This window comes from Acetobacter oryzoeni (assembly GCF_004014775.2).
Classification (GTDB): Bacteria; Pseudomonadota; Alphaproteobacteria; order Acetobacterales; family Acetobacteraceae; genus Acetobacter; species Acetobacter oryzoeni.
Window position 1 is genome coordinate 39721 of the sequence record NZ_CP042808.1, and the last position, 19731, is coordinate 59451.

General features: G+C 48.4%; 21 protein-coding genes and 1 tRNA gene. 13 read left to right on the forward strand and 9 right to left on the reverse strand.

Annotated features, from left to right (window positions below):
* Positions 1 to 77: 77 nt before the first annotated feature.
* Positions 78 to 653 carry an NUDIX domain-containing protein gene (locus EOV40_RS00210; RefSeq protein ID WP_128104703.1) on the forward strand — a complete coding sequence of 192 codons (576 nt, stop codon included), beginning with the start codon at positions 78 to 80 and terminating at the stop codon, positions 651 to 653.
* 34 nt (positions 654 to 687) lie between these two features.
* On the opposite strand, the gene hemJ is transcribed toward EOV40_RS00210, so the two are convergent.
* Genes hemJ through hemE form a run of 3 tightly spaced genes read right to left on the reverse strand, consistent with a single transcriptional unit; the run spans position 688 to position 2920 of the window.
* Positions 688 to 1140 (reverse strand): protoporphyrinogen oxidase HemJ, encoded by a 453-nt coding sequence (hemJ, locus tag EOV40_RS00215; RefSeq protein ID WP_128104704.1) that lies wholly within the window; start codon positions 1138 to 1140, stop codon positions 688 to 690.
* 2 nt (positions 1141 to 1142) lie between these two features.
* Positions 1143 to 1844, reverse strand: a complete 702-nt coding sequence (locus tag EOV40_RS00220) for an HAD family hydrolase (RefSeq protein WP_128104705.1) — start codon at positions 1842 to 1844, stop codon at positions 1143 to 1145.
* Complete coding sequence (gene hemE / locus EOV40_RS00225; RefSeq protein WP_128104706.1) at positions 1841 to 2920, reverse strand: uroporphyrinogen decarboxylase; 1080 nt, start codon at positions 2918 to 2920, stop codon at positions 1841 to 1843. Before hemE ends, EOV40_RS00220 begins: the two co-directional genes overlap by 4 nt.
* A gap of 369 nt (positions 2921 to 3289) precedes the next feature.
* On the opposite strand from hemE, the gene EOV40_RS00230 reads away from it, so the two are divergent.
* Together EOV40_RS00230 and EOV40_RS00235 are read left to right on the forward strand one after the other, a co-directional pair.
* Positions 3290 to 3922 (forward strand): Maf family protein, encoded by a 633-nt coding sequence (locus tag EOV40_RS00230; RefSeq protein ID WP_128104707.1) that lies wholly within the window; start codon positions 3290 to 3292, stop codon positions 3920 to 3922.
* A 91-nt stretch (positions 3923 to 4013) separates the two neighbouring features.
* Positions 4014 to 4089 (forward strand) — tRNA-Ala (locus EOV40_RS00235).
* Positions 4090 to 4136: 47 nt separating this feature from the next.
* Here EOV40_RS00235 and EOV40_RS00240 read toward each other — a convergent pair.
* Complete coding sequence (locus EOV40_RS00240) at positions 4137 to 4616, reverse strand: YaiI/YqxD family protein (protein ID WP_128104708.1); 480 nt, start codon at positions 4614 to 4616, stop codon at positions 4137 to 4139.
* Between the two features lie 235 nt (positions 4617 to 4851).
* On the opposite strand from EOV40_RS00240, the gene EOV40_RS00245 reads away from it, so the two are divergent.
* The gene (locus tag EOV40_RS00245) at positions 4852 to 5379 is read left to right on the forward strand and encodes a Spy/CpxP family protein refolding chaperone (protein WP_050818941.1); all 528 of its coding nucleotides are present in this window, start codon (positions 4852 to 4854) and stop codon (positions 5377 to 5379) included.
* Positions 5380 to 5515: 136 nt separating this feature from the next.
* Positions 5516 to 6757 (forward strand): multidrug effflux MFS transporter, encoded by a 1242-nt coding sequence (locus EOV40_RS00250; protein ID WP_128104709.1) that lies wholly within the window; start codon positions 5516 to 5518, stop codon positions 6755 to 6757.
* A gap of 24 nt (positions 6758 to 6781) precedes the next feature.
* Here the strand turns inward: EOV40_RS00250 and EOV40_RS00255 are convergent, their stop codons facing one another.
* From EOV40_RS00255 to EOV40_RS00270, 4 genes are read right to left on the reverse strand one after another with little or no spacing between them, the layout of a single operon-like run.
* Positions 6782 to 7168, reverse strand: a complete 387-nt coding sequence (locus EOV40_RS00255; RefSeq protein ID WP_128104710.1) for a hypothetical protein — start codon at positions 7166 to 7168, stop codon at positions 6782 to 6784.
* Between the two features lie 30 nt (positions 7169 to 7198).
* Positions 7199 to 7384, reverse strand: coding sequence for a Trm112 family protein (locus tag EOV40_RS00260; protein ID WP_003623252.1), 186 nt, complete (start codon positions 7382 to 7384; stop codon positions 7199 to 7201).
* A gap of 26 nt (positions 7385 to 7410) precedes the next feature.
* Positions 7411 to 8115 carry an LON peptidase substrate-binding domain-containing protein gene (locus EOV40_RS00265; RefSeq protein ID WP_050818944.1) on the reverse strand — a complete coding sequence of 235 codons (705 nt, stop codon included), beginning with the start codon at positions 8113 to 8115 and terminating at the stop codon, positions 7411 to 7413.
* A gap of 14 nt (positions 8116 to 8129) precedes the next feature.
* Entirely contained in the window at positions 8130 to 9089 is a 960-nt protein-coding gene (locus tag EOV40_RS00270) for a tetratricopeptide repeat protein (protein ID WP_128104711.1), read from the reverse strand.
* A 238-nt stretch (positions 9090 to 9327) separates the two neighbouring features.
* Between EOV40_RS00270 and uvrA the strand changes: the two genes are divergently transcribed.
* From uvrA to rimI, 8 genes are all read left to right on the forward strand, one after another.
* Positions 9328 to 12192 carry an excinuclease ABC subunit UvrA gene (uvrA, locus tag EOV40_RS00275; RefSeq protein ID WP_128104712.1) on the forward strand — a complete coding sequence of 955 codons (2865 nt, stop codon included), beginning with the start codon at positions 9328 to 9330 and terminating at the stop codon, positions 12190 to 12192.
* Positions 12192 to 13031: a creatininase family protein gene (locus tag EOV40_RS00280; RefSeq protein ID WP_128104713.1), complete on the forward strand. Its 840-nt coding sequence runs from the start codon at positions 12192 to 12194 to the stop codon at positions 13029 to 13031. Before uvrA ends, EOV40_RS00280 begins: the two co-directional genes overlap by 1 nt.
* Before the next feature lie 107 nt (positions 13032 to 13138).
* A complete protein-coding gene (locus EOV40_RS00285) occupies positions 13139 to 14425 on the forward strand; it encodes a YncE family protein (protein ID WP_128104714.1) in 1287 nt (428 codons plus the stop codon).
* A gap of 81 nt (positions 14426 to 14506) precedes the next feature.
* The gene (locus tag EOV40_RS00290) at positions 14507 to 15739 is read left to right on the forward strand and encodes a DUF2075 domain-containing protein (protein WP_128104715.1); all 1233 of its coding nucleotides are present in this window, start codon (positions 14507 to 14509) and stop codon (positions 15737 to 15739) included.
* A gap of 226 nt (positions 15740 to 15965) precedes the next feature.
* Complete coding sequence (locus EOV40_RS00295; protein WP_050818950.1) at positions 15966 to 16526, forward strand: NifU family protein; 561 nt, start codon at positions 15966 to 15968, stop codon at positions 16524 to 16526.
* A gap of 66 nt (positions 16527 to 16592) precedes the next feature.
* Positions 16593 to 17222: a malonic semialdehyde reductase gene (locus EOV40_RS00300; protein ID WP_128104716.1), complete on the forward strand. Its 630-nt coding sequence runs from the start codon at positions 16593 to 16595 to the stop codon at positions 17220 to 17222.
* On the forward strand, positions 17219 to 17911 hold the full coding sequence (tsaB, locus tag EOV40_RS00305) for a tRNA (adenosine(37)-N6)-threonylcarbamoyltransferase complex dimerization subunit type 1 TsaB (RefSeq protein WP_128106163.1): 693 nt from the start codon (positions 17219 to 17221) through the stop codon (positions 17909 to 17911). Before EOV40_RS00300 ends, tsaB begins: the two co-directional genes overlap by 4 nt.
* Before the next feature lie 2 nt (positions 17912 to 17913).
* Positions 17914 to 18351 carry a ribosomal protein S18-alanine N-acetyltransferase gene (gene rimI, locus EOV40_RS00310; protein WP_208729288.1) on the forward strand — a complete coding sequence of 146 codons (438 nt, stop codon included), beginning with the start codon at positions 17914 to 17916 and terminating at the stop codon, positions 18349 to 18351.
* 63 nt (positions 18352 to 18414) lie between these two features.
* Here rimI and purD read toward each other — a convergent pair whose 3' ends face one another.
* Positions 18415 to 19698 carry a phosphoribosylamine--glycine ligase gene (gene purD / locus EOV40_RS00315; protein WP_128104718.1) on the reverse strand — a complete coding sequence of 428 codons (1284 nt, stop codon included), beginning with the start codon at positions 19696 to 19698 and terminating at the stop codon, positions 18415 to 18417.
* Positions 19699 to 19731 lie beyond the last annotated feature (33 nt).

Below are 19731 nucleotides of genomic sequence, written 5' to 3' on the forward strand. Positions count from 1 at the left end.
GGTGTTGCATAATCAGAATCCGTACCAATTTGCTCGCATATGATAGGGTAATGCAAAGCAAAACTTAGGAACCCCACATGAATATGTCTGCACCAGATGATGAAGGTTACATCACCGTTTCCACTCGTATCGCTTATGAAAACCCATGGACCCGTGTGCGAGAAGACATTATCCGGCTACCCAATGGTAACGATGGTCTCTACGGCATTGTGGAACGGGGGGATTTTGTTGTGATCCTTCCTTTAGGTACATCTGCTGATGGCCGCCCAACTGTTACTCTGGTCAATCAATATCGCTACCCAATTAAAAAACGGTTGTGGGAACTGCCAATGGGTATGTGGGAAGCACGACCAGATGCCAAAATGGAGGAAGTTGCCGCAGGTGAGCTACGGGAAGAAACAGGATTACGTGCCCAATCACTACAGCATGCAGGCATTGTTTATCAGGGTGCTGGATATTCCACCCAGAAAGGTCACGTGTATTTGGCTACAGGGTTAACTCAGGGAGAACGCCAGCTAGAAGATACAGAACAAGGGATGTCATGCCATACCTTCCTGCTTTCGGAAGTAGAAGACATGATACGAAAAAATGAGATAACCTGTATGGTCAGTCTGGCTGCATTTGGTCTTTTACGTATTAAAAACATGATCTAGAAATAGAAAAGTCCCTGTTGCACAGGGACTTTTTTTAAAATGGTCTTACAACAACCATAATAACAATAACCATCATCAAGATGGTCGGCACTTCATTGGCAATCCGATAAAACTTTTCTGAATGGTTATTGCGGTCAGCCGCAAAATCTTTACACCAACGCGCACAGCATCCATGAAAAGCAAACATACAGAATACAGCGGTAAGTTTTGTATGCCACCACCCTGCATGCCAATCTACACCTCCTGGTGTCAGCACAAGAAGCACGCCAAAAAATAGGCTAGCACACATAGCAGGTGTCATAATTGCTTTAAGAAGCCGGCGTTCCATAATTTTGAAACGCTGACTTTCCTGAGATCCAACCGCAACCTGACAATGATAAACAAATAACCGTGGCAGATAAAATAACCCTGCCATCCATGCCATAACAGACATGATGTGAAACGCTATCAGCCAACGCAACCACGGCAAAAGAGCATCTATAACCATTATCAGTGCCCTTGCAGTTGCAAAGCTTTTTGAACCAATGGTGCAAATTGTGAGAGGCTATTAATTCTTAAAATATTTTTCCATTCAGGAATGGGTTTCTCATCTGCTCTTAGCATAACGCAAGTCATGCCAGCATCAACGGCTGCACGTGCTCCTGTATCACTGTCTTCCAGCACAAGACATTCTGAAGGAGAAACACCTTCTTCTTCTGCAGCTTTTAAATAGACATCGGGCTTAGGCTTTGGAATGCCCATATCTCGTGCAGAGTGAATACGGTTTTCAAAAAAGTGTTCAAGATTTGTGATGGAAAACTTTGCGTCCATTTCTTCTTGAGAGGAATTGGATGCAACCCTTACAGGAACACCAAGTTTTCGAATATTGTTGAGCATATCATAAACGCCCTCAATAGGCTCAACACCATTCTTCATCGCAGCCACAAAGCGTTTTTGCATCATGCTTGCCCAGTCTTTTCCCAACTGGACACCAGTTTCTTTTTCAATCATGTGTTGTATTCCCGGCAATGCCATGCCGGAAAATACTTTTACTGCCTGATCATCCGGCACATTCATACCAACACGCCGAGCTTCTTCCGCACTGATGCGACAGCATGTTTCTTCACTATCAACCAGAACGCCATCGCAATCAAAAATAATAAGCTTAAGATGCCCTTTGGGGGAAAGAACCAATGGTTGTTCTACCATCATGCCGTTTCCCTGATCGTGCTTACCAGTTCAGCAACATGTTCAACAGGCGTTTGAGGTAAAACGCCATGCCCTAAATTGAAAACATGTGCGCGCCCTCGGCCAGCTTCACGAATAGCCAGAGCTTCACGCTTCATGGCATCCCCGCCCGCCAATACAGCAACCGGATCCAGATTGCCCTGGATACCGATATGTTCAGGTACCATGGAACGCACAATTTTTATATCTGCGCCCGTATCCAACGCCACAACATCTACACCGGTTTCTCGTGCGTATTCAGCAACCAATACACCACTTAAACGCGGAAACCCGATAATACGTGTAGAAGGATGCCGGGCTTTAATGGTCTGAACAATTTGGCGAGATGGCGCAATAACGTGTTTGCGAAATTCTGATGGAGATAACAGGCCTGCCCATGAATCAAACAGCATGACGGCTTCAGCACCAGCTTCAATCTGTTTGCAAAGATATTCTGCTGTTGTTTGCGTCAGTAAATCCATTAACCGATCAAACAAAACCGGTTCTGCGTAAGCCATCTGCCGGGTAACGGCAAACTCGCGAGATCCGTGCCCCTCAACCATGTAACAGGCAACCGTAAAGGGTGCGCCCGTAAACCCTAGCAGAGTGGTTGCCCCTGGCTGTGCAACACCAATTTTATCTGGGCCATTCAATTCTTTACGCAAGCGTGTCAGCGTTTCCAAAACAGGCGCTGTAACTTCGGCAATACGTGCCGGATCTAACTTAGCCAGATCCTGTTCAGAACGAATAGCCCCTAATACAGGGCCTTTGCCTTCTACAAACTCCAGGGATTGCCCCATTGCCCAAGGCAAAATCAAAATATCAGAGAATAGAATGGCGCCGTCCATTCCAAAGCGTTTGATCGGCTGCAATGTCAGTTCTGTTGCAATATCCGGCGTCATGCACCGGGTCAGAAAATCTGCCTTGGCACGCATGGCCCGAAATTCTGGCAGAAAGCGACCAGCCTGACGCATCAGCCACATTGGAGGCGGCCACAGGGCTTCACCATTGAGTGTTCTTAAAAGCCGTTTGGCGGAGGGAATATGTTGGTCTGTCATCATGCTTCGATGTCCTGCCACGTCTTTGTTCACGCTGTCCACGCCCCTCTTCCTATAAAAAAAGAAAGAAATAGGTTTGTAGTTGTTTAAAAGTACTGTGAATGGTGGGGTACCCGGTATTCCAAAAATGTACCCCAGCTTTCCCACACTGTGTACAGATTTTAGGGTATTGGAAAACAAGGACTTTTTAAAGTTATCCAGAAAGTACCCGTACGGGGCTGTGTACAACTCACCGGTTTATCGTTTTAGAGGGTTGTGCCCGGTACTCGGTACGTCGCAGTTATGAGTTCCGTACAATCCACATGTACCCCGGTACTCAGGTGAGTACTCACAGGCCATTTTTTTACGAGTACCTGAACGGGACTCGAATTGATGCAGGATTTAGTACTAATGCCGACTCCATTACAGAACAAAAATTCGAAACTGCTTTTGGCGAGTGGTTCTTTTTCTAGGCGCAAAATGCTTGAGGAGGTCGGGCTGGATTTTGAAGTCCGCATTGCAGATGTAAACGAAGACATCCTTAAAGCAGCAGGCAAACGTGAAGGCTGGAATCCGGAAGCCGTGGCTCTTGGTTTGGCCGAGGCCAAGGCGCTTTCTATTCAGCAGCCAGATGCTTTTGTTATTGGCGCGGACCAGATGCTGTCCTGTGATTCAGTATGGTATGACAAGCCCAAGGATCTGGCTCAGGCTCGTGAGCAGCTTTTGGCGCTACGGGGAAACACCCATATCCTGCACACAGCAGTTGTGCTGTGCCGTAACGGTCAGGTGGTATGGCAGCATGTGGATCAGCCGCGTTTGACCATGCGTTTGTTTTCAGAACCTTTTCTGGATGCTTATTTGCAAACAGAAGGCCCTGCTTGCTTGGCTTCTGTGGGGGCTTATAGGCTGGAAGGGCCTGGCTTGCAGCTTTTTGCGCATATAGAAGGAGATGCTTTTTCCATTCAGGGGCTCCCTCTTCTGCCGCTTCTTGAAGCGTTGAGAGAGATGAAAGTGATTTTTTACTGAAAATAGGGGCTTGCCTGTTCAGGGCAGACCATGTAAGAGGCTGGGCACACGCCGCATCTCAAGCAGGTGCTGTTGTGTGCAAGAATAGTGTGGGGCCATAGCTCAGTTGGGAGAGCGCCTGAATGGCATTCAGGAGGTCGTCGGTTCGATTCCGATTGGCTCCACCAGTTCTTATCAAAACCTCCAAAAAATAATTAACTGTATTTTAAGCTGCTCACCCGTTCGGCAATGTCAGTGGGCGTAAACGGGGCTTGCGTGCCTTGATCACCAGCGTATCAAGAGCGGAGAGAAAGCGGGATCGATCAGCTTTTCCAAACGCGCTTCCGCCTGGCGTCATAACTCCGGCTGAACGCAAATCTGTCATCAGATTGCGCACTGCCAGTGCCATGCCAATGGCATCACCATCCAGAATTCGCCCTTTAGGTTCAAGAACGTAAGCACCTTTTTCAACACATCGCGCAGCCAGCGGAATATCTGCTGTAATCACGATATCTCCGTCTGATACGCGCTCAGCAATCCAATCATCTGCTACATCTGGCCCAGCATCTACAACTATGCGTTCAATCAGAGATGATTCAGGCACCATAATCATTCTGTTTGAGACAATGAAAACGTGCATATTGTAACGACTGGCCACACGATACACTTCGTTTTTTACGGGGCATGCGTCAGAATCAACAAAAATACGGGTCATATAGTTAATGTGCCGTAGTAAGGCGGTAATCGCAAACGGTCGCCTTAGAATTTAGGTATCCTTCTTATTCGTACAGCTGGCAAGGCTTTGTTCTTGTTTTTGCGCGGAAGCAGACACAAAACATTTTTCTTTTAAAATTATGCCTTTTTTCAGACACAAGCCTTTGTCATTAGTCAGAAAGCAGACAAGGTGTTTATGCACTTTGTTACGGTAAAGATTTTATAAGGCGAATCTGATGAAAAAAGTTTTGATGGCCACAGCGCTGACGTTGGGAATGATGACATCAGCAGTTTCTTTTGCACATGCTCAGGAAGCCACTCCGGCTGTTGGTGCTCCTCCTCCGGGTGGTCCGGGCTGTGGCCCGATGCATCATCACGGTATGGGTGGCCCGATCCTGAAACTGGACGGCATTAAACTGACCTCCGCCCAGAAGAAAAAGCTGAAAGCTATTTTTGACGCAAACAAGCCTTCTGACCCGAAAGCGGATATGGAACAGATTCACAGCCTGCATCAGCAGGAACGTGAAGTGCTGACAACTCCCGGTCCGGTTGATCAGGCTAAGCTGCAGCAGATTGAACAGCAGATCAGCACGATGCAGACCGAGCGCGCAACACAGCGCTTACAGGTTGAAACGCAGGTTCATGATATTCTGACCAAGAAACAGCTGAAGCAGATTGCTGAACGCCCTGAACCCCAGATGCCGCCCATGTGCGGAAACGGTGCACCTCCGGCCCCGCCGCCGGCAGCAACCGAAAGCAAGTAAGCTTCTACAAAAAAGCTGCCAGACACTCTGGCAGCTTTTTTTATGCCTAAAGCATTGATGCGTTGTGTCTGCATTCATAGACAAATGATGCAGATCAAGAGAAAGAACAGAACGTTCTTTTTCGGTGCCTGATATCATGACAACATCTTCCACCCACCCTGCCCTTTTTAAAAATGGGCTGCCGCTACGGCTTATTCTGCTTTTGGGGCTCGTTACGGCAATAGGCCCCCTTGCGACAGATATGTACCTTCCGGCTTTTCCTGATGTTGAGCGGGATTTGGGTGGAGGTGCAGGTTCTGCTCAGTTTACGCTGGGAGCATGGTTTTTAGGGCTGGCTTTTGGCCAATTCTCTCAAGGCCCGCTGTCAGACAGATTTGGGCGCAAGATTCCTCTGGTTATAGGGCTTGCCGTTTTTGCTATTGCATCTGCCATGTGTGCCGTGGTGCGGGATTATCACCTGTTCTGCATCATGCGGTTTATTGGTGCTTTTGGTGGATCTGCCAGTGCAGTTATTCCGCGTGCCATTGTAAGGGATGTCGCAACCGGCAAAAAAGGTGCGCATATTATGGCGCAGCTTACGCTTGTGTTTGGTGTTATGCCTGTACTGGCCCCTAGTATGGGGAGCCTCGTGCTGGAATTTGGGAACTGGCGGTGGATATTCTGGAGTGGCACCTTATACGCCGTTCTGGGGATGATTGGCATTATATGTATGCTGCCAGATACGCTTTCCCCCGCATATCGGATGCGATTGGCCCCCTTTGAAATTTTCACGCGTTATCGCACTATTCTGCGAGAGCCTGTTTTTCTTTCTAATGCCCTTATCACAACTTTTTCCACTTTTGTGATGTTCGCCTATTTGGGAAGCGCGCCGGTTCTGTTTGAACAGGTGCTTCATTTTTCTCCCACAGCTTTTGGTATGTTTTTTGGCATGAATGCCGCTGCCTTTATTTTGGGAACACAAATTAACGGTAGGCTTGTGCATAGGTTTGCCATGCCAGCTTTGCTGGAGGCTGCCATTGTCTGGGCTTTGATTATGGGCGGAGTTTTTGTGATGGTGGCCTATTCAGGTTTAGCGGGCCTAGCCCATCCGTGGCTGACATGTGGGCTGATCACCTGCATTACTGGTGCATTGGGTTTTATTGGGCCGAATGGCACCGTTATGGCGTTTTCACGCCATGCACATCAGGCGGGCAGTGCCTCTGCCTTGCTGGGTACAATGCAATTTAGTCTTGGCTCTTTAAGTAGCGTTCTGGTGGGTATTTTACCCGGAGGGGGTGCTATTCCAACGGCTATTGGCATGATGACAGGTGTGATCGGCATGGTGTGTGCCAATATCCTGCGCCGTAGGCATACAGACCAAGCAGAACATGAGGGCTAATAAGCGTGGCAGGACCCTCCGGCGTTAATGGCCTGGAGATCTGTCCGCCGGTTTGCCGTAAATAGCTTGGGTTTGTGGGGTAACGGTATGCCCGTCTTCTGTTTCCATTGATCCCGCAGCCCCAGAACCTGCATCGGGCAGTGTTTCGTAACGTTCTTCGGGTTTGGGTGGCTGAACTTGCTCAGGCTTGCCCTCACGTGCGGCTTGGGCTTCGCGCAGGCTTTCTTCCTGTTCGGCTGCCTTGGCTTCCGCCGGAGCAGCTTCAGGCAGAAAGCGCCCCGGCCGCTCAGGGGGCACATCAATGTTGTCCCCTTCAATAGGCCCGTGACATGCCACCAGCAGTGGAGAGACCAAAAGAAGGTTTCCGATCAGGGTGCCTGTTTTTTTCGCCAGAAGCATGGACGGGTTCATTGTAAAGGAGAAAGAGAGAAAGCTGTGGGTTCAGCTTTCCAGGCGGCGTGCTTCATCTGGCAGCATGATGGGGATACCATCCCGGATCGGAAAGGCAAGACCGGCCTTCTTGCTGATCAGTTCGTTTGTTTCAGCATTGTAAGTCAGAGGCCCTTTGGTGACAGGGCACACAAGCACCGAAAGAAGCCGGGAATCAAGTGGAGGTGTGTCAGACATCAGTTCTCTGTTCCTCAGTAAAAGGTTCAGGAAGGTGGGCCTTCCTGTTCCGGACCAGACAGGTCTAGCAGTGTTTGTAGCACCCGCACACGGTCAGTTAGATCTTCGGCATCAAGCAATGCCTGTTTTTCTGCCGGAGGGAAAGGACAGATCATGGGCAATGTGACCAGCAGGATATCATCATCCATCTGTTCCAGCAGAGACCAACGGGCCTGTAGCCCTTTTTTCTGGAAGTAACGCCGCATGGAGCCCAGAAGCTTTTCCCGGTCAAACGGAGCAGACGGAATTTCGTTCAGATCCCCTGCAAAGGTAGAAACATCTATCCGGGCTTGCCGATACCCGCGTGTTTCCTCTGTTTCACGCAAAAGCCTAAATCGGGTAAGACCTGCAAGTGTAATGGCATAGGTGCCGTCTGATCGCTCGGTAAAGGAAACAATCCGGCCAAGGCAGCCTATTGGATACAGGGGTGGAGCGCCGTTATCTTCATCTTCTTCTTCCCGCCAACGCGGCTGGATCATTCCTATCAGGCGCTGGGTTGCCAGTGCATCTTCCACCAATGCGATATAGCGCGGTTCAAACACGTTAAGCGGTAGTCTTCCACGAGGTAGAAGAACAACACCGCTTAACGGGAATAGGCCGATTTCTGGAGGGATATCGGCCAAAGTGATATCCCCCAGCTTGGGAATGCGCCGGGGAATATCATCTTCATCTTGAAAAAATACGGCAGCCAAAAAGTTTTACATCCTCATGAAAACAGCATGGAAGACAGGCGGCGGCGCGCAATTGCTGTTGCGGGCTCTTCATTTCCCCATGCTTCAAAAAAACGTAGCAGTTGCTGTTTGGCTGCGCCGTCTTTCCAGTTCCGGTCTACCTTGATGATATGCAGTAGCTCGTTTGCGGCATCTTCCCGTTTTCCGGCGGCATTCAGGGCTGTTGCCAGTTCGCAGCGAGCTTCAAAATCTTCCGGGTTGGCAGCAAGGCGTGCACGTATGCTTTCCATTTCTTCCGCTGCCTTGCGTCCTTCCTTTTTCAGATCCAGTGCAGCACGTGCGCCAGCCACTTCCGGGCTATCGGTAATTTTGGCGGGTACGTCTGCTAGAGCGGCAACAGCGGCATCTTCGTCATCCAGTGCCAACATGGCGCGGATAAGCCCTGCCCATGCACGTGGGTTTTCTGGTTCTTCCCCAATAACGGAGGAATACAGTTCTGCCGCACGGGCTGGCATTTCTGTTTCCAGCGCCACATCTGCTTCACGCAGTTGTTCTGTTGCGGGCAGAATGCCACCACCACTACTTTTTAGAATGTTTTCGACAAACTTCTTGATTTCGCTTTCCGGCAAAGCACCCTGGAACAGATCCAGAATCTGCCCTTTCCAAAAGGCTGCAACCAGTGGAATGGACTGTAACGGCAAGCCAACCTGAGCAAGCTGTCCTGCCAGTGCACGGTTTGCTTCGATATCAATTTTAACCAAGCGCACTTTGCCGCGCGCTGCTGTCACTACCTTTTCCAGCACCGGGGCAAGCTGCTTGCAGGGGCCGCACCAGTCTGCCCAGAAATCAACAAGAACAGGAACAGAACGGCTTGCTTCAATCACATCCTGCATGAATGTGGCTTGAGACCCGTCTGTAATTACAGGAGCCGTGTTCTGAGGAGATGTTGCGCCGTTTTGTGTAGCAGATTGCGGCTGGCCGAGAAGGTGTTCCATATGTTCTTGTATCCTTAATCCAATGCTGCGGTCAGTATGGATAATATCCTTCTGGCCGGCTTTTATCTGTTTATATGTTCTAGATGGTCAATCAGAGCATGATGCGCAATGGCAATTAGGGCATGGCTTGCCCATATCAGATTAAAGACAATGGCTGCCGTCGCCTTATCACGCATTGCATGAAGGTGGCCTTAGGCGGCATACTAGGACAAAACAGGAACGGCGGCAGATTTCTTACATGAAAAAATCAGATTTTTCCGGTCAGCAAAGTATCCGGGTGCGCGGCGCACGGGTTCATAACCTCAAAAACGTGGATATTGATATTCCACGGGATAAGCTGACAGTCATGACAGGGCTTTCCGGGTCCGGCAAATCTTCCTTGGCGTTTGATACAATCTACGCTGAAGGGCAGCGCCGCTATGTGGAAAGCCTTTCTGCCTATGCGCGTCAGTTTTTGGAATTGATGGGTAAGCCAGATGTAGATTCCATTGAAGGTCTTTCCCCTGCCATTTCTATTGAACAGAAAACAACATCTAAAAACCCGCGTTCCACAGTTGGTACTGTTACGGAAATTTATGATTACATGCGTCTGTTATGGGCGCGGGCGGGTGTGCCGTATTCTCCTGTTACCGGCCTGCCAATTGAAGCACAAACAGTTACCCAAATGGTTGACCGTATTATGGCGTTGCCGGAGGGCACACGCCTGATGCTTCTTTCCCCTGTTATTCGTGACAGAAAGGGAGAATACCGGAAGGAACTGGCAGAGCTTCAACGTAAAGGTTTTACACGTGTAAAAGTGGATGGAACACTTTATGAGATTGATGATGTTCCAAGCCTGAACCGAAAGTTACGCCATACTGTAGAAGTTGTGGTGGATCGTGTTGTGGTCAAGGAAGGGCTTGAAACGCGCCTTGCTGATAGTCTGGAAACCGCTTTAGAACTTTCTGATGGTATTGTGTATGCTGAAGAGGTTTCTAAAGATGAAAGCAAAGAAAAAGAAAAACTTGTTTTTTCATCACATTTCTCTTGCCCGGTAAGTGGGTTTACACTGGAAGAAATTGAACCTCGGCTTTTTTCTTTTAATGCACCTCAAGGTGCTTGTCCGGCATGTGACGGTATCGGGGTGGAAACCTACTTCAATCCGCATCTTGTTGTGCCAGATGAAACATTAAGTCTTGCTAAAGGTGCTATAGCGCCATGGAAAGATGCAAAATCTCCATTGCTGGAGCAGACGCTGGAAAGTTTGGCACAGCATTTTTCTGTAAGCATGGACACACCATGGAAAGATCTTCCAGAAAATGTACAAAACGGTATTCTTTATGGTACTCCAGAAAATGTAGATTTCACCTATAAAGATGGCAGGAAAAGCTACGTTGTTTCCAAACCATTTGAAGGCGTGATTAAAAGCCTGGAAAAACGCTTGCGTACCACAGAAAGTATGTGGGTAAGAGAAGAACTTTCCAGATATCAGTCAGAAAAATCTTGCCATGTGTGTGAAGGTGCACGGTTGCGCCCAGAGGCTCTTTCTGTGCGTGTGGCAGGGAAAAATATTGCGCAAGCCACGGATTTACCCATAGGGCAAGCTCTGGACTGGTTTGATACGGTTTTACCAACGCTTACGCCGCAAAGGGCCGAAATTGCACGCCGTATTCTGCGTGAGATTCTGGAACGTTTGAAGTTTCTTGATGACGTAGGGTTGGAATATCTCACTCTTTCAAGAAGTTCAGCAACCCTTTCTGGGGGGGAAAGCCAGCGTATTCGCCTTGCCAGTCAGATTGGTTCTGGTCTGACAGGTGTTTTATATGTTCTGGATGAACCCTCTATTGGTCTGCATCAGCGCGATAATGAACGTCTGCTTGGCACGTTGCAGCGTTTGAAAAACCTTGGAAATACACTGATTGTTGTTGAACATGATGAAGATGCTATCAGGAGTGCAGACTGGCTTGTAGATATGGGGCCAGGTGCAGGTGTAAATGGGGGTAATGTTGTTGCCCAAGGTACGCCAGCGCAGGTTGCCAAATCGCCCGATAGTTTAACAGGTGCTTATCTTTCCGGCCGCAAGAAGATTGATGTTCCTGCTGAACGACGGAAGATAAATAAAAAGAAAGTTCTAACTGTTGAAGGTGCTACCGGGCATAATCTGAAAAACGTAACGGCCCGCTTCCCGCTTGGTACATTTACCTGCGTCACCGGTGTATCTGGTAGCGGAAAATCCACTCTGGTTATTGATACGCTCTATAAAGCACTTTCTCGCCAGTTGATGGGAGCAGGTACATCGCCAGAGCCTTATAAGCGTATCAAGGGGATGGAACTGTTAGACAAGATTATTGATATTGACCAATCCCCTATAGGGCGTACGCCACGTTCCAACCCAGCAACCTACACAGATCTTTTTACACCCATAAGAGACTGGTTTGCGGAACTGCCAGAAAGTAAAGCAAGGGGTTACAAACCCGGCCGCTTTTCCTTCAATGTGAAAGGTGGGCGTTGTGAAGCATGTCAGGGTGATGGTGTTATCAAAATTGAAATGCACTTTCTGCCAGATGTGTTTGTAACGTGCGATGCCTGTAAAGGACAGCGCTATAACCGTGAAACACTTGATATCAAGTTCCGTGGCAAATCCATTGCAGATGTGCTGGCCATGAGTGTGGATGAAGCCTTACCCTATTTTTCGGCTCAGTCTCGTATTCGCGATAGATTGGCCATTCTGCAAAAAGTTGGTTTGGGATACGTCGCTTTGGGCCAGCAGGCGACTACTCTTTCTGGTGGCGAAGCACAGCGCGTTAAACTTTCCAAGGAACTGGCGCGTAGGGCAACGGGGCGTACCCTGTATATTCTTGATGAACCAACAACAGGCCTACATACAGAAGATGTAAGAAAACTTCTGGAGGTTTTGCATGCCCTTGTTGATCAGGGAAACACAGTTGTGGTGATCGAACATAACCTTGAAGTTATTAAAACGGCAGACTGGATTATAGACGTTGGCCCCGAAGGTGGTGATGGCGGCGGGCAGATTGTTGCCGAAGGCACGCCAGAAGATATTGCTGCATGTCCGGAAAGTTACACAGGCCGGTTTCTTGCTCCGCTGTTAGTGAAGAAATAATGAAAAAGCAGTTTTTGGCTTTGGCTGGTATTGGGTTTTCTGCTCTGGTTGCAAACGGAGCAGAAACTTATAGTGCAGTGGCAGAAACATCTTGTTCTGCCATTCCTTCTTCTGTTTTGTTTGAAAAACAGACATGGACAGAAATCCAGTCTGATATTTCCTGTGGAATAACAACTCTTATTATTCCTGTTGGTGGAACAGAACAGAGTGGGCCTTATATTGCGGTTGGCAAGCATAACACGCGTGTGATGGAAATAGCGCAAAGAATAGCGGAGAAATCTGGAAAAACTCTTGTAGCACCGGTTGTTTCATATGTTCCAGAAGGAGGGATATCTCCCCGCACTTCGCATATGAAGTTTCCGGGAACCATTACTGTTCCGACAGATGTTTTTGAAAAATTGATAGCATCTGCTGCAAAAAGTTTTCAGGTTCAGGGGTTTCGTCTGATCGTTTTTATAGGCGATCATGGTGGTTATCAGAAATCTTTGGATAAAGTTGCCACGCAACTGAATAAGGAATGGTCTGGCACACAGGCGCAGGCTCTTTATGTAAAGCAATATTATAGCGTTATACCGCATCAGTATACTCAATGGCTCAGCCAGCATGGATATGCAAAAGATGTTGGTATGCACGCAGATATAAGTGACACATCACTGATGCTGGCTATTGATCCAACAATGGTAAGGCTGGATGCGTTACAAAAATCTGGTTCGCCATCAAGCGCGCAAGGTATTTATGGAGGGGACCCGCGCAAAGCATCGGCCAGTTTAGGGCTGGTCGGGGTTAATATGCAGATTACTGCGGCAGTTTCTGCTATTAACGATGCACGAAATAAATAAGTGTAAGTTATTTTACAGAATAGAACATAGGTTCTCTACTTAAAAAAGATTAGAATAGACCTTATTAGGGCACCATGATAAATCGAACCTGATATAATAGATAAATCATGGTGCCAGAGATAATGAGGTATAGTGTAATGGCTTCCAAAGCCTATTTGATAGCGGCAACGGCTTTAGCTGCGGTGATGAGCACTGGAACAGTGGCGTTTGCCCAAGATGCTACGCAACCTGCCCCATCGGTGCAGCAGCCAGTAGCTGAAATTCCTGCACCGGCTTCTACGCCTGTTCCGCAAAATGCAGCAACTTCAGCTACAAAAATTGAAACAATTCCGGGTATGCCTCCCGTTATTGATCCAAGTAACCTTTATAGTGAAACACGGGCGGGAAATATCTCACCGGAAGTGGCACAAGATCCGGCACGTGTTTATGTGCCAAACCTACGTTCCAATGATGTTTCGGTGATTGACCCTGCGACATCAAAAGTCGTGGATCGTTTTCCTGTTGGTAAAAGCCCGCAACACGTTGTGCCTTCGTGGGATTTGCGGACATTATGGGTTACTAACAATGCCGAAGGCACGACAAACGGTAGCCTGACGCCAATAGACCCCCGTACAGCCAAGCCCGGCCCTGCTGTGCAGGTGGATGATCCTTACAACATGTATTTTACGCCAGATGGCAAATCGGCCATTGTGGTCGCAGAAGCCCGCAAACGGCTGGATTTTCGTGATCCGCATACAATGGCTTTGCAGGAATCTGTTGAAGTTCCGCAATGTAAGGGCGTGAACCATGCAGATTTTTCAATTGATGGACGCTATGCCATTTTCACATGTGAATTTGGTGGTCACCTTGTGAAAGTTGACACAGTAAACAAAAAAGTTCTGGGCTATCTTGCCCTTTCCAGTGGTGGCATGCCGCAGGATATTCTGATCTCTCCAAACGGAAAAACCTTTTACGTTGCTGATATGATGGCAGATGGTATTTTCCTTGTAGATGGCGATACATTTAAGGAAACAGGTTTTATTCATACAGGTGTAGGTACACACGGTTTGTACCCCAGCCGCGATGGTACAAAAATGTATGTTGCCAACCGTGGATCTCATAAAATTCATGGTAAACCGCACAGTAAGGCAGGTGGTGTTACAGTTATTGATTTTGCAACCAATAAGATTGTAGCTGATTGGCCTATTCCCGGTGGCGGTAGCCCAGATATGGGAAATGTAAGTGCAGATGGTAAAAGCCTATGGCTGTCAGGCCGGTTTGATGATGTTGTTTACAAAATCAATACCGATGATGGTTCCATGATCAAAATCCCTGTCGGTGCAGAACCTCATGGTCTCACTGTGTGGCCGCAACCAGGCCGGTATTGCATTGGTCATACAGGTATCTTGCGTTAAGGATTTAAATCTAAGAATGTTTTTGAAAAAGCCTTTCTTGTTTCCAAGAAAGGCTTTTTTTATGAGGTAAGGAAAAAAGATATGTCTGCTTTTCAAAACGAAGTTATTGAAGATAATAATGCAAGAAAGAAGCTTTCACCCTTTCAAAAACTATCGCCCACACAGACTTTATTAAAACAAGATATTCTTGAGTTTTGCAAAGCCCACCAAAAAGATGAACACGCTATTTTTGTTATTGAAGGTGATGCCGGAACAGGAAAAAGCCTTGTTATAAATTCTATATTTAATGATTTGCAGCGCATGTCCAGAAGCTCTCAGGATGAAGACTGTTTTTCTGGAAAGGAAAACTACCTTATTGTGAATCATCCTGAAATGATGAAGCTGTATACAAATATATCAGAAGATTTTCCGTATATCAGGAAAAAGGATTTTGAGCGCCCAACAACATTTATCAATAAAATGAATAAATTAAAAAAGAGAGCTGATGTTGTGCTCATTGATGAAGCACATCTTCTTTTAACGCGTCCTGATAAATACAATAGATTTAACCAAAACAATCATCTTGAAGAGATTATAAAGCTTGCCAGGATTGTTATCCTTGTTTTTGATGAAAAACAGGTTTTGAAGTTTAAAAGTTATTGGAATAAAAATACACTTTCGGAAATTATAAGTGGGTTTCCGGTAAAAACCTTTTATCTGACAGATCAGTTTCGTATGCATGCAAATACAGATGTTTTGGAATGGATAAAAAATTTCTGTGCAAAAAAAGTGACACCCTTCCCAAAAAAGCAGGATTTTGATTTTAGATGTTTTGATGATACTCAAGAAATGTACGAGTTAATCAAACAGAAAAATAACCAGTGCGGATTGTCACGTATCGTTGCAACTTATGATTATCCTTACAGATTGGATGGCAAAGAGCACTTTATTGATGAAGGACGTTTCCACCTGCGGTGGGATCTCTCAAAGCCAGATGAAAAACTGCCTTGGGCAGAACGACCCGATACAATCAATGAGGTTGGATCTGTTTATACCGTGCAGGGGTTTGATCTGAATTATGTAGGGCTCATTCTGGGCCCATCTGTTACGTATGATGCACAAGCAGATTGCTTGCGCCTGGACCCCACACGTTATGAAGATGGTGCAGCTTTTGCAGGTAAGGATGGCTTGGCCCAACCAGAGCAGGTGAAGGAGCAGATCATGCTCAATGCCATCAATGTGCTCATGACAAGGGCAGTCAAAGGTTTGTACATTTATGCCCATGATCCTGCGTTAAGGAAGAAGCTGCAGCAAGAGCAATCATTACGCAGTTAAGGTCTGCTTTAAATTGGGTTACCTTCTGCTTCATAACTGCATGGCAGATTTGCCAAAGAGCAAGGCAAACATTCTGCCATGTAAAATTAAGGAAAGTTGATTATTCAAAGCGAATTCACCTAAGAAGAACCGTTTTTCTTTGAATACAGGACTTGTTTCGTACGCATTCTAATGCCAACTGAAAGATAACAAGTTCTCTTTCCTCATTACTCAGGCTCAACTGGTCATGTTTATAGAAACCGAAGGCACACCCAATCCTGCTACGCTCAAATTTCTGCCCGGGCAGGCAGTTATGGGGGACGCTGGCACCATTGATTTTATTGATGCCGATGCCGTAGCTGGCCGTTCTCCTTTGGCGGAAGCTTTGTTTGCTCTTCCCGGTGTTTCCCGCGTATTTTTGGGGAACGACTTTGTTTCTGTAACAAAAGCAGATTCCGAAGATTGGGAAGAACTACGCCCTCAAATTCTGTCCACTCTTATGGATCATTTTGTGGCCGGGCACCCTGTCGTGGCAGAAGGCGTAGCTGTTACAGAAGATGCCATTGCCCCCGAAGACGAAGAAATTGTTACGCAGATTAAGGAGCTGCTGGATACGCGTGTGCGTCCAGCCGTAGCGGGTGATGGCGGGGATATTGTTTTCCGTGGTTATCGCAATGGCATCGTGCGCTTGACCATGCAGGGCGCGTGCTCTGGGTGCCCATCTTCCCGCGCAACGCTTAAACATGGCGTAGAAAACATGCTGCGCCATTACGTGCCAGAAGTGGTTTCTGTCGAACAAGTAGACTAAGTGCTGCACCTGTCTGCTTTTGTCGCGCACCAAAGCGTGGCATAGAAAGCAGGCAGGTGTTTTTTTATGCCTGCCCTTTCAATGATAGACGCAAGACAGGGCAAGATACATATGCTGGATGAAAACGGGCTGGATCTCCTTTTCAGAAAGGCGCGTACGCCCCTCCGCTGGACAACTCGCACAATCGAAGAAGATTTGCTGCGCCAGCTTTATGATCTCACAAAAATGGGGCCTACATCCGGTAATTGCAGCCCAGCCCGGTTTGTTTTCATTACCGGTTCAGATGGGCGTGAGCGGTTGCGTCCTGCTTTGTCTGAGGGCAACGTCAATCGGGTAATGGGGGCGCCTGTTATTGCCATTGTTGCGCATGACCCGTTGTTTTTTGAGCAGTTGCCGCGTTTGTGCCCGCAGGAAAACTTGCGTTCATGGTTTGCATCAGACGTTGGGTTGGCAGAGGAAACCGCCTTTCGGAACGGTACGCTGCAAGGGGCTTATATGATTATGGCAGCTCGTGCCCTTGGGCTTGATGCTCTGCCAATTTCCGGGTTCGATCAGGCTTTGGTGGAAGACGCTTTTCTGGCTGAACAAGGCTGGCGTGCAAACTTTCTACTGTGCCTTGGGTATGGAGATTTTGAAAATCAGCTCCCACGTGCCCCACGTTTGGCGTTTGAAGAAGCCTGTTGCGTGATTCCATGATGGTGCAGCGTATTCTGGTTCTGGATGGTAGCCCGGCAGGAGAATCTGCTTGCGGGATGGCCGCTTGCGTTCTGGCCGAAGGTGATAAGCTTTCTGTGCTGAGTGCAGAGGTAGTGGCAGGTAAGCAGGCAGCAGAGAGCATTAACCTTCTTGCCGATACAGTTTTGCAAAAAACAGGTTGGGGTGCAGGAACTGGCATACAACCAGATCTTGTAGCTGTAGTTGTCGGCCCTGGGTCTTTTACTGGCCTGCGCGCATCTTGCGCTGTAGCTGCAGGGTTTGCGCTGGGTGCCGGGTGCCCATTGGTGGGCGTAACGCGGGCTGAAGCTTTGGCTCCTGCATTGAATGCAGAATTGCAGCATCACCCAGAGTTACAAGGGTGGCTAGTGGTTACACCGGCACGGCGTGGCCGGGTATTTGTTGAAGATGCTCAGCATGTGCGCGCAGTTATGATAGCTCATTGGCAGGCACCAGAAGGTAGTTGGTTGGTGGCAGGTGATGCCAGTGAGGCTCTTTCTTTCTCACATGCTATTCACAGTCCACTATGCATGCCAACGCCAGAGCAAATTGCCGGTGCAGCATTAAAGCGCCACAGGGGAAAGCTCCCTCCGCGAGATCCTGTTCCGCTGTATGTAGATCCGCCAGAAGCCAAATTGCCGGCAGATGGCTTACGGGCCCAACCAGTTTGACCGTGCATGTATGGGAAGCAAGCATTGCACATGCACAGCTATTGGCCGGCATGCATACGCAATGCTTCAATACAGGTGCCCAGTGGGATCAAGCAGCCATAACGGCTTTGCTATTATCTCCGGGAGTGCATGCAGGTATTGTGATGGTGAAAGATCACCCTGCCGGCTTTATCATGTTACGAAGTGTGGTGGATGAAGCAGAGATTCTAACAGTTTGCGTATTACCAGAGTATAGAAAACGCGGTTTGGCCCAACAGTTGTTGGCATGGTGTGCTCAGGTTGCGCAACACAAAGGGGCGCAAACCCTGTTTTTGGAAGTTTCAGTAAATAATCAATCTGCCAGAACCCTTTATGAAAAACAGGGTTTTGAAAAATTGGGTTTGCGCAAAAAGTATTATGAAGATGGCTCAGATGCCTTGGTTTTGGGGCGGCCCTGCTAAACAGCAAGCCCTTAGCCAAACAGAAGCCGGTCTGCATGGCCAAGGACTGTTATTTAAAGCTGTTTAAAGGGCGCGGTTACCAATATCTGTGCGCCATGTTGCGCCATCCCATGAAATAGCCTTAACGCCTTCGTAAGCGCGTTCCTGCGCCTGTTTCACGGTGTCTCCCAAGGCGCAAACAACCAGTACGCGTCCTCCGGCTACAACAAGTTCCCCTGCTGCATTCAGCTTGGTGCCAGCCTGAAAGACCTGCACATCAGGCAGTTTGTTGGCATCTTCAACACCAGAAATAACAGCACCTTTTTCAGGCGCACCAGGATAGCCGCGCGCTGCCATCACAACGCAAACGGATGCTTGATCTGAAAATGTGACAGGTGCGGTATCCAGCCGATCTTCTGCAAGAGCCTTGAGAGCCGGAAGAAGATCAGAAGTAAGGCGTGGCAACAATGCTTCGGCTTCCGGGTCACCAAATCTTACGTTATATTCTATCAGCTGCGGGCCACTATCTGTCAGCATCAGGCCGGCAAAAATAACACCCCGGAAAGGCGTGCCACGGCGCACCATCTCCTTCAGCATGGGGCGTACCAGCAGATCAAGCGCAGCTTCCTGTTCTGCCCGACCAAAACCTTTTGGCGGAGAAACAGCGCCCATTCCGCCGGTATTGGGGCCGGTATCTCCATCTCCAATGCGTTTGTGGTCTTGGGCAGCGCCAATCAGCGTTGCTGTCTCACCTGCGCAGAATGCAAAAAGAGAGACTTCTTCACCTACAAGGCAATCTTCAATCACCACGCAGCGGCCTGCATCACCAAGTGAGCCGCCAGCCATCATGTCTTGCACAGCGCTTTCGGCTTCAGCCAGTGTGGTGGCCACCACAACGCCTTTTCCGGCTGCCAGACCATCGGCCTTGATAACAATGGGTGCGCCTTTTTCACGCACATAGGTCAAGGCAGCGTTTACATCTGTAAAACGTTCTGCCTGCGCTGTGGGAATGTTGGCAGCGTAGCAGATTTCCTTGGTAAAGCTTTTGCTGCCTTCAAGCCGGGCAGCAGCCTGCGTGGGGCCGGCACAGGCCAGTTTGGCGCGGGCGCAGGCATCGGCCAGCCCTGCCACCAATGGGGCTTCCGGGCCGGGAATAACCAGATCGACTTTTTGTTCCAGAGCAAACTGCACAAGAGCAGGAACATCCTGTGCACCAATGGGCACATTTACCCCAACTTCTGCTGTGCCGGGGTTGCCGGGTGCGATAAACAGGGCTGAAAGTTCCGGAGAACGGGCAAGTGTTGCGGCCAGCGCATGCTCCCTGCCGCCAGATCCAACCAGAAGTACCCGCATTGTTTTCTCCTGCATCTTGATGTTCTGCTCTTTTCAGGGCGAGCGTCT

Coding starts and splice junctions, on each gene's coding strand:
- EOV40_RS00210 (WP_128104703.1), top strand. CDS start 78: ATGAATATGTCTGCACCAGATGATGAAGGTTACATCACCGTTTCCACT.
- hemJ (WP_128104704.1), bottom strand. CDS start 1,140: ATGGTTATAGATGCTCTTTTGCCGTGGTTGCGTTGGCTGATAGCGTTT.
- EOV40_RS00220 (WP_128104705.1), bottom strand. CDS start 1,844: ATGATGGTAGAACAACCATTGGTTCTTTCCCCCAAAGGGCATCTTAAG.
- hemE (WP_128104706.1), bottom strand. CDS start 2,920: ATGATGACAGACCAACATATTCCCTCCGCCAAACGGCTTTTAAGAACA.
- EOV40_RS00230 (WP_128104707.1), top strand. CDS start 3,290: ATGCAGGATTTAGTACTAATGCCGACTCCATTACAGAACAAAAATTCG.
- EOV40_RS00240 (WP_128104708.1), bottom strand. CDS start 4,616: ATGACCCGTATTTTTGTTGATTCTGACGCATGCCCCGTAAAAAACGAA.
- EOV40_RS00245 (WP_050818941.1), top strand. CDS start 4,852: ATGAAAAAAGTTTTGATGGCCACAGCGCTGACGTTGGGAATGATGACA.
- EOV40_RS00250 (WP_128104709.1), top strand. CDS start 5,516: ATGACAACATCTTCCACCCACCCTGCCCTTTTTAAAAATGGGCTGCCG.
- EOV40_RS00255 (WP_128104710.1), bottom strand. CDS start 7,168: ATGAACCCGTCCATGCTTCTGGCGAAAAAAACAGGCACCCTGATCGGA.
- EOV40_RS00260 (WP_003623252.1), bottom strand. CDS start 7,384: ATGTCTGACACACCTCCACTTGATTCCCGGCTTCTTTCGGTGCTTGTG.
- EOV40_RS00270 (WP_128104711.1), bottom strand. CDS start 9,089: ATGGAACACCTTCTCGGCCAGCCGCAATCTGCTACACAAAACGGCGCA.
- uvrA (WP_128104712.1), top strand. CDS start 9,328: ATGAAAAAATCAGATTTTTCCGGTCAGCAAAGTATCCGGGTGCGCGGC.
- EOV40_RS00280 (WP_128104713.1), top strand. CDS start 12,192: ATGAAAAAGCAGTTTTTGGCTTTGGCTGGTATTGGGTTTTCTGCTCTG.
- EOV40_RS00285 (WP_128104714.1), top strand. CDS start 13,139: ATGGTGCCAGAGATAATGAGGTATAGTGTAATGGCTTCCAAAGCCTAT.
- EOV40_RS00290 (WP_128104715.1), top strand. CDS start 14,507: ATGTCTGCTTTTCAAAACGAAGTTATTGAAGATAATAATGCAAGAAAG.
- EOV40_RS00295 (WP_050818950.1), top strand. CDS start 15,966: ATGTTTATAGAAACCGAAGGCACACCCAATCCTGCTACGCTCAAATTT.
- EOV40_RS00300 (WP_128104716.1), top strand. CDS start 16,593: ATGCCTGCCCTTTCAATGATAGACGCAAGACAGGGCAAGATACATATG.
- tsaB (WP_128106163.1), top strand. CDS start 17,219: ATGATGGTGCAGCGTATTCTGGTTCTGGATGGTAGCCCGGCAGGAGAA.
- purD (WP_128104718.1), bottom strand. CDS start 19,698: ATGCAGGAGAAAACAATGCGGGTACTTCTGGTTGGATCTGGCGGCAGG.